Origin of the sequence: Pseudomonas sp. Q11 (genome assembly GCF_024494355.1) — a bacterium.
GTDB classification, from domain to species: domain Bacteria; phylum Pseudomonadota; class Gammaproteobacteria; order Pseudomonadales; family Pseudomonadaceae; genus Aquipseudomonas; species Aquipseudomonas hefeiensis.
In genome coordinates this window covers 21,199-33,181 of record NZ_JAKNQY010000034.1, presented here as the reverse complement: position 1 = coordinate 33,181, position 11,983 = coordinate 21,199, and the positions used below count along the sequence as shown (strand labels likewise).

Below are 11,983 nucleotides of genomic sequence, written 5' to 3'. Positions count from 1 at the left end.
GCACGACCCTCGTAGGAGCTGCCGAAGGCTGCGATCTTTTTTCTCAATGCCACTTGAGCGTCAAGTGAAAGATCAAGATCAAAAGATCGCAGCCTTCGGCAGCTCCTACAGTACCGTGTACTCCACGGTTTGCGGGCGACCCGAGCCGTAGGAACTGTCCTGAACGAAAGGTGACAGGGCGGGTGAGCCGCCCTGTCAGACTATCACCCGCGATGACGCCCGCGGAAGTAGTTGATCAAACCCTGGGTCGAAGGGTCTTCGGCCGCACTTTCTTCGCTGCCCACCAGGCGGTTGTAGACGCCCTTGCCCAGTTCCTTGCCCAGCTCCACGCCCCATTGGTCAAAAGCGTTGATGCCCCAGACCACGCTTTGCACGAACACTTTATGTTCATACAGCGCTACCAATGCGCCAAGGCGACGCGGGCTGATGCGTTCGACCACCAGGGTGTTGCTCGGACGGTTGCCCGGGATCACTTTGTGGGAGGCCAGCTTCTGCACATCTTCTTCGCTCGCGCCTTTGTCACGCAGTTCCGCTTCGGCTTCTGCGCGGGTCTTGCCCAGCATCAGCGCCTGGCTCTGGGACAGGCAGTTGGCGTACAGCCACTGGTGGTGATCGGCAACCGGGTTGAAGCTGACGATCGGCACGATGAAGTCCGCCGGGATCAGTTGGGTGCCCTGATGCAGCAACTGGTGATAGGCGTGCTGGCCATTGCAACCGACGCCGCCCCAGATCACAGGACCTGTGTCGGTAGACACCGGCGTGCCGTCCTGGCGCACGCTCTTGCCGTTGGATTCCATGTCCAGTTGCTGCAAGTGCTTGGTGATGTTGCGCAGGTAGTGGTCGTACGGCAGGATCGCGTGGCTCTGCGCGCCCCAGAAGTTGCCGTACCACACGCCCAGCAGCGCCAGCAGAACCGGCATGTTCTGTTCGAACGGCGCGCTCTGGAAATGCTGGTCCATGGAGTAGGCGCCGGAGAGCAATTCCTTGAAGTTCGACATGCCGATGGCCAGGGCGATCGGCAAGCCGATGGCCGACCACAGCGAGTAGCGTCCGCCGACCCAATCCCACATCGGGAAGATGTTTTCTTCGCGGATGCCGAAGGCCACGGCGGCTGCGTTGTTGCTCGATACGGCGATGAAGTGGCGGTACAGCTCCGCTTCGGAACCGCCCTGGGCCAGGTACCAGGCACGGGCAGCCTGGGCGTTCTTCAGGGTTTCGAGGGTGTTGAAGGATTTCGACGAGACGATGAACAGCGTGGTCTCGGCGCGCAACTTCATGGTCAGTTCATGGAACTCGCTGCCGTCGATGTTCGCCAGGTAGTGACAGCGCACGCCTTTTTGCGCGTAAGACAACAGCGCTTCGGAGACCAGTTCCGGGCCGAGGAAAGAGCCGCCGATGCCGATGTTCACCACGTCGGTAATCGGTTTCTCGGTGTAGCCGCGCCACAGACCGTCATGAATGCGACCTACCAGATCGGTGATCTGGTTCAGCACCTTGTGTACGTCCGGCATCACGTCGACGCCGCTCACCAGCAATTTGTCGCCCACCGGCCGGCGGAGTGCGGTGTGCAGGGCCGGGCGGTTCTCGGAGGCATTGACGATTTCGCCTTCGAACAGCGCCTTGATCGCACCCTTGAGGTCGACTTCATTGGCCAGGCACACCAGTAGGTCACGGGTCTGGGCGTTGATCAGGTTTTTTGAGTAGTCGAGAAACAGGCCGCAACTCGACAGGGTGAATTGATTGAAACGCTGCGGATCGGCATGGAACGCTTCGCGCATGCTGAAATCCTGCATGGCTTTGCGGTGGTCATTCAGCGCTTGCCAGGCAGGCAGAGCGGTCACGTCGTGAGGGGTTCGGTAATACGCCATCGCTGCGGGTTTCCTTTTTACTTGAACGACCTTTTGTACACTAAAAATTCCGGCATGGCCTCAGGAGGCGTCCGGACAACTACGTCGACACGATCTATGGGCACAGGGCGACTACAGTAAACCTCGCGTTGCGATCTGTCTTGACTTTGTCAGACCGTTTCCCGGTACTTTTTTATACAACAGGGGCGGGATTGGTCCGACAGACGGACTGTGGGAGCCAAGCTTGCTCGGGACTGCAATGGACCCGTTGCATGGATGTCGCCTGGCATACTGCTATCGCGAGCAAGCTTTGCTCCCACAGGCTCGCACGCTGGCCGGGGTTCGGTCAGGCGATCTGAACCGGGATGGCGTTGCTGGTGTGGCTCAGTTCGTTGCCTGGGGCCATGTACAACATGCGGGGTTTGAAGTTGGCCAGTTCGGCTTCGCTGTAATGGGCGTAGGCACAGATGATCACCCGGTCACCCACCTTGGCCTTGTGCGCCGCAGCGCCGTTGACCGAAATCATTCGCGAGCCTTCTTCGCCACGGATCGCGTAGGTGGTGAAGCGTTCCCCGTTGTCGACGTTGTAGATCTGGATCTGTTCGTATTCACGGATACCCGACAGGTCCAGCCACTCACCATCAATGGCGCAGGAGCCTTCGTAGTCGAGCACGGCGTGAGTGACTTCGGCGCGGTGCAGCTTGGCCTTGAGCATGATGGCGTGCATGAATGTTTCCTATGGTCGGGTCCGAACGGCGGGCAGTTTGCCCGAAGGCTCTGGAGGCGGCAATATGCAAGGGATGTGAGAATGCAGTCAGTAAAAAACACCGTCTATCCCTTGTGGGAGCGAGGCTGTGCTCCCACAGGTTTGCTCCTACAAGGCCCATCCCCAGACTGGGACGGGTGTTGGTTCAGGCGCTTGCGTCGAGGTCCAGGTGCAGGTTATCGATCAACCGAGTGGTGCCCAGGAAAGCGGCAACCAGAATCACCAGGTCGCGGTCCTCGGCGGTGGCCGGCTGCAAGGTACGGGCGTGGCGAACCTCCAGATAATCAGGACGCAGGCCGGCAGTTTCCAGTTGCTTGATCTGCTCGGCCACCAGCGCCGGAAAATCTCGCCGCCCCAGCCTGATCGCCTCGGCAATTTGGCTCAGGCTGCGATAGACCACGGGCGCCACTGCGCGTTGTTCAGGGCTGAGGAAGCCGTTGCGCGACGACAGCGCCAGGCCGTCTTCGGCGCGAACGGTCGGCTCGCCGATGATCTGGATCGGCATGTTCAGGTCATGGACCAGCGCGCGGATCACTGCCAGTTGCTGGAAGTCCTTCTGGCCGAACACCGCTAGGTCAGGCTGGACCATGTTGAACAGTTTGCTGACCACCGTCGCCACGCCCTCGAAATGCCCCGGACGGCTGGCGCCGCACAGGCCTTCGGACAATTGCTGGACGCTGACCCGGGTCTGCCCGGACATGCCGTCGGGGTACATTTCTTCGACGGTTGGCGCGAACAGCAGATGGCAACCGGCCTGGAGCAGCTTTTCCTGGTCGGCCGCCAGAGTGCGCGGGTATTTGTCCAGGTCTTCGCCGACACCGAATTGCAGCGGGTTGACGAAAATGCTCGCCACCACGAAGTCGGCCCGCTGCGCCGCTTTGGTGACCAGCGCCATATGGCCGCTGTGCAGGTTACCCATGGTCGGCACGAAAGCGATGCGTTTGCCTTCGCTGCGAGCGCGGGCCACGGCGGCCCGCAGTTCGCGTACGGTTTTGACGGTGTTCATGCAGAAAATCCGTGCTCGACGCCAGGGAAGGTCGCCGCCTTGACTTCGGCAACGTAGGCGCCCAGGGCGGCCTGAATGTTCGCTTGCCCGGCCATGAAGTTCTTCACGAATTTGGGCACGCGACCGGTGATCGACAAGCCGAGCATGTCGTGCAGCACCAGTACCTGGCCGTCGGTGGCGCTGCCGGCGCCGATGCCGATGACCGGAATCTTCACCGCCTGGGTGATTTCCTCCGCCAGTTCGCTGGGCACGCATTCGAGCAGCAACATCGCGGCGCCAGCTTGCTCCAGCGCAATCGCATCGGCGCGCATTTGACGGGCCTGGTTTTCATTGCGGCCCTGGACCTTGTAACCGCCGAGGATATTCACCGCTTGGGGCGTCAAACCCAGGTGTGCGCACACCGGGATACCGCGCTCGGCCAGCAGGCGAATGGAATCGGCCAGCCACAACGCGCCTTCGATTTTCACCATATGAGCGCCGGCCTGCATCAGTTGGGCGCTGTTGGTCATGGTCTGTTCGAGGGTGGCATAGGCCATGAATGGCAGGTCGGCGAGGATCAGGGCATCGGTGTTACCGCGTTTGACCGCGGCCACGTGATAGGCCATGTCGGCGGTGCTTACCGGCAGCGTGCTGTCGTGGCCTTGCAACACCATGCCGAGGGAGTCGCCCACCAGCAGCACTTCGACACCGGCCTCATTGCAGACGTGGGCGAAGGTTGCGTCATAGCAGGTCAGCATGGTGATTTTTTCACCTTTTTGCTTGAGACCTTGCAGCGTGGTCAGGGTAATAGCTGGCATGAAAAAGTCCTCATTAGGCGCTCGTGAACTACTGCGAGTAACGCGCATGATTCGTCATTTATACAGGCGCACCTTCTACGCGTGGTGCTTGTAAGGCCTGGATTGCGCCCTTTAGCGCCGCGTGGGCGGCAACGGGACGCCTATAGTCGTGAGGAGTACCCGGGAAGTCAATTGGATGTGTTACCGCCGGGTGTTACCGGGGTTACTGATGCGTTTCAGCGTGGGGGGAGAGTCTCGAAAGTGACTGCCGGGTCCGAATCCTGTGGGAGCGAGCCTGCTCGCGATAGCGGCGGGTCAGTCGACATTTACATTGGCTGAATCACCGCTATCGCGAGCAGGCTCGCTCCCACAGAATCGCTACGTCAATTCGGGGGCAAGCGTTCCAGGCCGACAAACGGGCACGCTGCAAGCAGGTCCGTGAGCAAGCGTCCATCGCTCAGGCGCAGATTGGCGGGTGCCAGTTCCGCCAGAGGGTAGAGCACGAAGGCCCGGGCCTGGATATGGTAGTGGGGGACTTTCAGGCGAGGTTCGTCGATCAGGCGATCGCCGAACAGCAGGATATCCAAGTCCAGGGTGCGCGGACCCCAGTGCTCCAGGCGTTCGCGACCTTGTCCGGTTTCGATGGCTTGCAGTGCATCGAGCAGGTCCAGCGGCGCCAGGCGAGTGTCCAGCGCCGCGACCGCATTGGTGTAGCGTGGCTGGCCGGGCAGCAGGGAGTCGCTTTGGTAGAACGCTGACACGCCCGTCAGTTGCGTGTCGGGCAGTTGCGCCAGCGCCTGGACAGCGCTGCGCAATTGTTCGGCGGGCTCGGCGAGGTTGCTGCCCATGCCGATGTAGATGCGTTCCATCGTTACTCGTCCGAAGCGCTCGGGACACCGGCACGTTTGCGCTTGGCACCGCTGCTGCGACGACGCTTGCGCGGGCCGCTGGCGCCGTCGTCCTTGCCGCTGAGCTCGCGGATCATGTCGCGGCGCTCGCTGTCGTTGGCGTCCTGGTAGTCGGTCCACCATTCACCAAGGCCATCGGTTTGTTCGCCGGCGCTTTCACGCAGCAGCAGGAAGTCGTAACCGGCGCGGAAACGCGGGTTGTCCAGCAGCAGGTCGGCACGTTTGCCGCTGCGCCGTGGAAGGCGTTCCTGCATGTCCCAGATTTCGCGGATCGGCATCGTGAAGCGTTTTGGAATCGCGATGCGCTGGCACTGTTCGCTGATCAGCTCGTGGGCGGCTTCCTGCATGGCGGGGATCGGCGGCATGCCGCGCTCCTGCAGACGCAGGACCCGCGCCGGGAGGGCAGGCCAGAGCAATGCAGCAAACAGGAAGGCCGGGGTCACCGGTTTGTTCTGCTTGATGCGCAAATCGGTGTTGATCAGCGCTTCGCTGATCAGGGTGTGGGTGTAGGTCGGGTTGTACTCCAGCGCTTCGGCGCTGGCCGGGAACAGCGGATCGAACAGCTGCAGGTCCACCAGCATTTCGAAGGTGTCCGCTGCGTTGCCCGACAGGAACAGCTTGAGCACCTCCTCGAACAAACGCGCCGACGGGATCTCCCGCAGCATCGGAGCCAGTTCGCGGATCGGTGTGGCGCTGTGTTTTTCGATGCCGAAATCCAGTTTGGCGGCGAAACGCACGGCCCGAAGCATGCGCACCGGGTCTTCCTGGTAACGCTGCTTGGGGTCGCCGATCAGGCGGATCAGGCGGTTACGGATGTCATGTACGCCGTTGGCGTAGTCGAGGATGCGTTCGCTGACCGGGTCGTAATACAGGGCGTTGATGGTGAAGTCGCGGCGTTGCGCGTCTTCTTCCAGCGTGCCGTAGACGTTATCGCGCAGGATGCGCCCGCTCTCGTTGCGCGAAGACTGGTTGCTGTCTTCTTCTTCATCGTTTTGCGGGTGGTTGGCGCGGAAGGTTGCCACTTCGATGATTTCGCGGCCGAAGTGGATGTGGACCAGCTTGAAGCGCCGGCCAATGATCCGTGCGTTGCGAAATTCGGCGCGGATCTGTTCCGGCGTGGCACTGGTGGCGACATCGAAATCCTTGGGCGTGATATTGAGCAGCATGTCACGCACACACCCGCCCACCAGATAAGCCTGGTAACCGGCGTTCTGCAGGCGTTCGACGATGTTCACCGCGTAACGGCTGAACTGGGCCTTTTGCAATGAATGCTGGCCACTGTTGAGCACTTCAGGCGTGCTGCGAATGTGTTGCGTACGACGCAAGGGAGAACGGAATGACTGGAACAGCTTCTTCAGCATGGGATGCACTGTTTGAAGGAATATTCGGCCAAAAACGAAGAGTGACCGCATGATGGGCGGGGATTCTAGCATTTAGTCGAGGGATGGTGTAGGACGCAGGCGTTTTGAGCTGCAAGCTTCAAGCGACAAGCCTTGTAGGCTGCGGGGAGGCGGAACGACAGAAACCACAGGGGGAGCCGAAGCTCCCCCAGAATTAGTTGCGTGCTCTATTTTTATTATTGGTTTCGGGCTTCTTGTTTTTGTTGAGTGCCCGCGCCACGAGGTTTTCCCTTCGTGACACTCCCATCCGGGAGTCAAGAGCAAACGGATTGCTTTGGTCGCTGTGCTGCAGTGATCAATCGATCCAACCAGTTCAGGCACCTGTCTTGAGACAGTTTTATTGTTCTCGGCCTGGTCGTGGGGCAAGCCCCAAATACAACGCCTCTCCAAAAGAATCAGTTAGCTGCGCCTCTCGCCGTCTTGTTTTTATTGTGCGTGAGTCGATTCGTCTTATTTTTATTATCGTTTACATGGCTTGTTATTGTTCTTGTACCAAAGCTATAGCAGGGTGCGTGCCAACTTTTGCGAACCCCAGCAAAACCGGGGGGATTATGGGTTTTTCGGTTTTCTCGGGGCGAAAAAAAGCCGGGGTTTCGTTACCGTAAACCCCGGCTTTTGTTACGTGAAAAAGCTGAGGTAACAGTTTTTTCACATTTGGCGGTGTTACCCGCGCGCCTTAGCTTTCGCTGGCGACCCCGGTCTTGCGGCGTGGGATACCCAGGCGCTGCCGGCGTTCCCACAGGCATTTGCGGCTAACCCCCAGCTTGCGCGCCAGTTCGGTCTCGGTCATGTGGTCCTGATGTTCGAGGACGAAATGCTGGAAGTAATCTTCCAGGGACAAATCTTCGGTGGGCTCGTGGCTGGAGTTATTGGCACCACCCTGTTGTGGGGCCAGGCCGATGAACTCTTCATCGTCCAGGTCACTCAACTCGATGTCGATACCCAGCAGGTCGGCCGAGATTTCCGGGCTCTCGCACAGAATCACTGCTCGCTCTACCGCGTTTTCCAGCTCCCGAACGTTACCTGGCCAAGCGTAGTGGCGAATGGCCTGTTCAGCATCCGGGGCGAACGTGAGATCGGTGCGGTTGACCCGCGCGCTCTGGCGGGCAAGGAAAGCATTGGCGATTTCGTTGACGTCGGCGCCACGCTCGCGCAGGGCCGGCAACTTCAAGGCGATGACGTGCAAACGGTAATACAAGTCTTCACGGAACTGGCCGATCTTCGCCAGGCTCTTGAGATCGCGGTGCGTGGCTGCGATCAGGCGCACATCGACTTTCTGCGACTGCACCGACCCGACACGACGGATCTCGCCTTCCTGAAGCACCCGCAGCAAACGGGCCTGGGCTTCAAGGGGCAGTTCACCGATTTCATCGAGGAACAGCGTCCCACCATCCGCCGCTTCCACCAGCCCTGCGCGACCGGCGCTGGCACCGGTGAACGCACCCTTTTCGTGACCGAACAGTTCGGACTCGATCAGGCTTTCCGGAATCGCCGCGCAGTTCACCGAAATCATCGGGGCCTTGGCCCGCCGGGACAGGTTATGCAGCGCCCGGGCGACCAGCTCCTTGCCGGTGCCGGATTCGCCCTGGACCAGGACATTGGAGTCGGTGGGCGCCACTTTGCGGATCTTGCTGTACAAGTCCTGCATGGGCGGGCAGGAACCGATGATGCCGATTTCGCCGTTGTGGTTGCCGGCGCCGCCTTTGGCGGAGGCTGTCGTCTTGCTCGCCGGTTCCGGCGCATTGCTGGTTGCTGTCTGTCGGTCGCGCAGGATGCGGGCTACGGCCTGGAGCATCTCGTCGTGGTCAAACGGCTTGGCGATGTAGTCCACCGCGCCCATTTTCATGGAGTCGACCGCCGAGCGCAGGCTGGCGTAACTGGTCATGATCAGCACTGGCGTGCCCTGGCCGAGCTTGATCAGCTCCGTCCCGGGGGCGCCTGGCAAGCGCAGGTCGCTGACGATCAGGTCAAACGTGGGGATGCTGAAACGTTCTTGTGCTTCCTGCACTGAACCGGCTTCGCTGACCTGGTACTGATTGCGTTCCAGCAGACGGCGCAAGGCGGAGCGGATAATTGTTTCGTCTTCGACGATCAAAATGTGCGGCATTGATTCGATTCTCTCGACGGTCTCAGTTCACAGCGGACGTCGCTTCGACATGACGCGGCAAGGTCACCCGTATACGGGTGCCGCGTTGGCTTTGTACATCGGCCGGGCTGTCGATGGTGATTTGTCCATAATGCTCTTCAACGATGGAATAGACCAGTGCAAGGCCCAGACCGGTGCCTTCGCCCGGGTCCTTGGTGGTGAAGAAAGGTTCGAACAATCGGTCCATGATGTTCTGTGGAATACCGCTGCCTTCGTCTTCGACGATCAGGTCGATCGTGTGTTCGCTGGCTTCGCTCTTGACCCGCACCGCGCTGCCCGCAGGTGAGGCGTCGCGGGCGTTGGACAGCAGGTTGATCAGTACTTGGGCGAGCCGCTGGGGGTCGCCGTCGACCCAATGGTCCGGGTCGCACAGGTTGAAGAATTGCACCTCGAAATTGCGCCGGTTAAGGGCCAGCAGACCAATGGCGTCCTGGGCCACTTCGGCCAGACAGACGGGTTCGTCGTTGTGCTGGTGGCCACCGGCATGGGCGAAGCTCATCAGCGACTGGACGATACGCGACACACGCTTGGTCTGTTCGAGGATCTGGCCGCTGATTTCCGTCAGCTCACCATCGTCCTCGCGCTCTTCGCGCAGGTTTTGCGCCAGGCAGGCGATACCGGTGATCGGGTTGCCGATTTCGTGGGCCACCCCGGCGGCCAGCCGACCGATGCTGGCCAGCCGTTCGGAGTGAACCAGCTTGTCTTCGAGCATCTGAGTGTCGGTGAGGTCTTCCACCAGCAACACCAGGCCGCTGTTACCCGGTGCCAGCGGCTCGTCGATCGCCGCCTTGTGCAGGTTAAGCCAGCGAGTCTGGCCGTCGAGGGCCAGGTGCTGCTTGTGCAAATGCTCATCCGGCAGGTCGATGAAGCCTTGCAGCAGGCCTTTCCACGGCTCACTCAGGGTACTCAGGCGTGAACCGACCACACGCTGGGCGGCGATTCCGGTGAGTTCTTCCATGGCCTTGTTCCACATCAGGATTTCCTGGTCCTTGGCCAGGGAGCACACGCCCATCGGCAGTTCCTGCAAGGTCTGGCGGTGGTAGCGGCGCAAGGCGTCGAGTTCAGCGGCAAGGCCGGTGAGGCGCGAGTGGTAGTCTTCCAGACGGCTCTCGATGAAGTGGATGTCTTCAGTGACATAGTTCTCGCCGCCGGCCTTATAGGGCAGGAACGTCTCGACCATGTCCTGGGCAACGCTGGGGCCCATCAGGCCGGACAGGTTGGCTTCGATCCGGTCCCGCAGGCGACGCAGGGCATATGGACGGCGTTCATCGAAGGGCAGGTAGAGGTCGCGCAGAGCCTGTTCGACTTCTTTTTGCGCGGCCTTGGCGCCCAAGGGTTTGGCCAGTTGCGTGGCGAACTCCTGGGGCGAGGCAGCGTGCAATTCCCGACGCTGCGGACGGCGGACGTTGTCCACCGCGCAGGCTTCGGCGGCGCTGGCCTCTTCGCTGCTGGCGTTGGTGAACAGTGAAATCAGGGTGAACATCAGCACGTTCGCCGCCAGGGAAGCGATGGCCGCCATGTGCCAACTGGTGTCATCGAGCACGTAGATCATGTTCAGCAGCGGAATATAGAACCCTTGCATGTTGCCCAGCAGTGGCAACAGCATGGCGACCAGCCACACCAGGATCCCCGCCAGCAGACCGGCGATAAAGCCACGGCGGTTGGCGGTTGGCCAATACAGCACCGACAGTACGCCGGGCAGGAACTGCAAGGTGGCGACGAACGCGACAATGCCGAGGTTGGCCAGGTCCTGTCCTTCTCCCAGCATCAGGTAAAAGCCGTAGCCGGCCATGATGATGGCGACGATCAGTGCCCGGCGGGTCCATTTCAGCCAGCGGTAGATATTGCCCTCGGCCGGCGGCTGGTAGAGCGGCAGCACCAGATGGTTGAGGGCCATGCCTGACAGCGCCAGCGTGGTGACGATGATCAGGCCGCTGGCCGCCGACAGGCCACCGATGTAGGCCAGCAACGCCAGGGCCTTGCTGTTGGCGGCGATGCCGATGCCGAGGGTGAAATACTCAGGATTGGTGCTGGCCCCCAGCTTTAGCCCGGCCCACAGGATCAGCGGCACCGCCAGACTCATCAGCAGCAGGAACAGCGGCAGGCCCCAGCTCGCGCTCACCAGCGAGCGTGGATTGAGGTTTTCGGTAAAGGTCATGTGGTACATGTGCGGCATGACGATCGCTGACGCGAAGAACACCAGCAACAGCGTGCGCCACGGGCCTTCCTGCAGAGGTGTGTGCAGGGCGGCAAGGGCGGTCTGGTTCTGCAGCAGCCACAACTCCAGTTGTTGCGGGCCATCGAATACGCCGTACAGGGCATAGAGGCCGACGCCGCCGATGGCGATCAGTTTGATCACCGATTCGAAGGCAATGGCGAACACCAGGCCTTCGTGTTTCTCCCGGGTGGCGATGTGGCGGGAACCGAAGAAAATCGTGAAGAGGATGATCAGCGCGCAGAAACTCAGCGCCACCCGATGTTGCACCGGTTCGCGGGTGAGGATGCTGATGGAGTCGGCCACTGCCTGGATCTGCAGGGCCAGCAACGGCAGTACGCCCACCAGCATGAAAATCGTGGTCAGCGCGCCGGCCCAGGTGCTGCGAAAGCGAAAGGCGAACAGGTCGGCCAGGGATGATAGCTGGTAGGTGCGGGTGATTTTCAGGATCGGGTAGAGCAACACCGGCGCCAGCAGGAAGGCCCCCGATACACCCAGATAGCTGGACAGAAAGCCGTAGCCGTACTGATAGGCCAGCCCGACCGTGCCATAGAACGCCCATGCGCTGGCGTAGACCCCCAGCGACAGGGTGTAGGTCAGCGGGTGGCGGATGATCGCCCGGGGGATCATGCCCCGTTCGCTGATCCAGGCTACACCGAACAGCACCGCCAGGTAGGCGGCGCTGATCAGGATCATCTGGGTCAGGCTAAAGCTCATCGGCATCTTTTTGGCTCTGCAGGATGAAGGTCACGACGATCAGGATCAGCCAAAGCAGATACGGCCGATACCAGGCACCCGTGGCGTCGATCCACCAATCCATGATGGCCGGGGAGAACAGATAAATCCCCACTACCAGGAGCAGGACCAAGCGATAGATGTACATCCCGGCCTCTCTTTTTTAAGCGCGTGCCCGAAAACG

The 11,983-nt window shown here is 60.8% G+C and carries 9 protein-coding genes; all 9 read right to left on the bottom strand.

What is annotated here, in order from left to right; all coding sequences use genetic code 11:
• Positions 1 to 203: 203 nt before the first annotated feature.
• Positions 204 to 1,868, bottom strand: a complete 1,665-nt coding sequence (gene pgi, locus MA884_RS25480; RefSeq protein ID WP_256233105.1) for a glucose-6-phosphate isomerase — start codon at positions 1,866 to 1,868, stop codon at positions 204 to 206.
• Between the two features lie 325 nt (positions 1,869 to 2,193).
• Positions 2,194 to 2,574 (bottom strand): aspartate 1-decarboxylase, encoded by a 381-nt coding sequence (gene panD / locus MA884_RS25475; protein ID WP_256233104.1) that lies wholly within the window; start codon positions 2,572 to 2,574, stop codon positions 2,194 to 2,196.
• 184 nt (positions 2,575 to 2,758) lie between these two features.
• Positions 2,759 to 3,619 carry a pantoate--beta-alanine ligase gene (panC, locus tag MA884_RS25470; RefSeq protein WP_256233103.1) on the bottom strand — a complete coding sequence of 287 codons (861 nt, stop codon included), beginning with the start codon at positions 3,617 to 3,619 and terminating at the stop codon, positions 2,759 to 2,761.
• Entirely contained in the window at positions 3,616 to 4,416 is an 801-nt protein-coding gene (panB, locus tag MA884_RS25465; protein ID WP_256233102.1) for a 3-methyl-2-oxobutanoate hydroxymethyltransferase, read from the bottom strand. Before panB ends, panC begins: the two co-directional genes overlap by 4 nt.
• A 362-nt stretch (positions 4,417 to 4,778) precedes the next feature.
• Positions 4,779 to 5,264, bottom strand: coding sequence for a 2-amino-4-hydroxy-6-hydroxymethyldihydropteridine diphosphokinase (gene folK, locus MA884_RS25460; RefSeq protein WP_256233101.1), 486 nt, complete (start codon positions 5,262 to 5,264; stop codon positions 4,779 to 4,781).
• A 2-nt stretch (positions 5,265 to 5,266) separates the two neighbouring features.
• The gene (locus MA884_RS25455) at positions 5,267 to 6,664 is read right to left on the bottom strand and encodes a polynucleotide adenylyltransferase PcnB (RefSeq protein WP_256233100.1); all 1,398 of its coding nucleotides are present in this window, start codon (positions 6,662 to 6,664) and stop codon (positions 5,267 to 5,269) included.
• 715 nt (positions 6,665 to 7,379) lie between these two features.
• Positions 7,380 to 8,810 carry a sigma-54 dependent transcriptional regulator gene (locus tag MA884_RS25450; RefSeq protein ID WP_256233099.1) on the bottom strand — a complete coding sequence of 477 codons (1,431 nt, stop codon included), beginning with the start codon at positions 8,808 to 8,810 and terminating at the stop codon, positions 7,380 to 7,382.
• 22 nt (positions 8,811 to 8,832) lie between these two features.
• Positions 8,833 to 11,787 (bottom strand): sensor histidine kinase, encoded by a 2,955-nt coding sequence (locus tag MA884_RS25445; protein ID WP_256233098.1) that lies wholly within the window; start codon positions 11,785 to 11,787, stop codon positions 8,833 to 8,835.
• Positions 11,771 to 11,947, bottom strand: coding sequence for a hypothetical protein (locus MA884_RS25440; protein ID WP_003176118.1), 177 nt, complete (start codon positions 11,945 to 11,947; stop codon positions 11,771 to 11,773). Before MA884_RS25440 ends, MA884_RS25445 begins: the two co-directional genes overlap by 17 nt.
• Positions 11,948 to 11,983 lie beyond the last annotated feature (36 nt).

Bases quoted from the DNA above. Each gene is read 5' to 3' on its own strand.
- MA884_RS25445 (WP_256233098.1), bottom strand. From the start codon at position 11,787: ATGCCGATGAGCTTTAGCCTGACCCAGATGATCCTGATCAGCGCCGCC.
- pgi (WP_256233105.1), bottom strand. From the start codon at position 1,868: ATGGCGTATTACCGAACCCCTCACGACGTGACCGCTCTGCCTGCCTGG.
- panD (WP_256233104.1), bottom strand. From the start codon at position 2,574: ATGCACGCCATCATGCTCAAGGCCAAGCTGCACCGCGCCGAAGTCACT.
- panC (WP_256233103.1), bottom strand. From the start codon at position 3,619: ATGAACACCGTCAAAACCGTACGCGAACTGCGGGCCGCCGTGGCCCGC.
- folK (WP_256233101.1), bottom strand. From the start codon at position 5,264: ATGGAACGCATCTACATCGGCATGGGCAGCAACCTCGCCGAGCCCGCC.
- panB (WP_256233102.1), bottom strand. From the start codon at position 4,416: ATGCCAGCTATTACCCTGACCACGCTGCAAGGTCTCAAGCAAAAAGGT.
- MA884_RS25455 (WP_256233100.1), bottom strand. From the start codon at position 6,664: ATGCTGAAGAAGCTGTTCCAGTCATTCCGTTCTCCCTTGCGTCGTACG.
- MA884_RS25440 (WP_003176118.1), bottom strand. From the start codon at position 11,947: ATGTACATCTATCGCTTGGTCCTGCTCCTGGTAGTGGGGATTTATCTG.
- MA884_RS25450 (WP_256233099.1), bottom strand. From the start codon at position 8,810: ATGCCGCACATTTTGATCGTCGAAGACGAAACAATTATCCGCTCCGCC.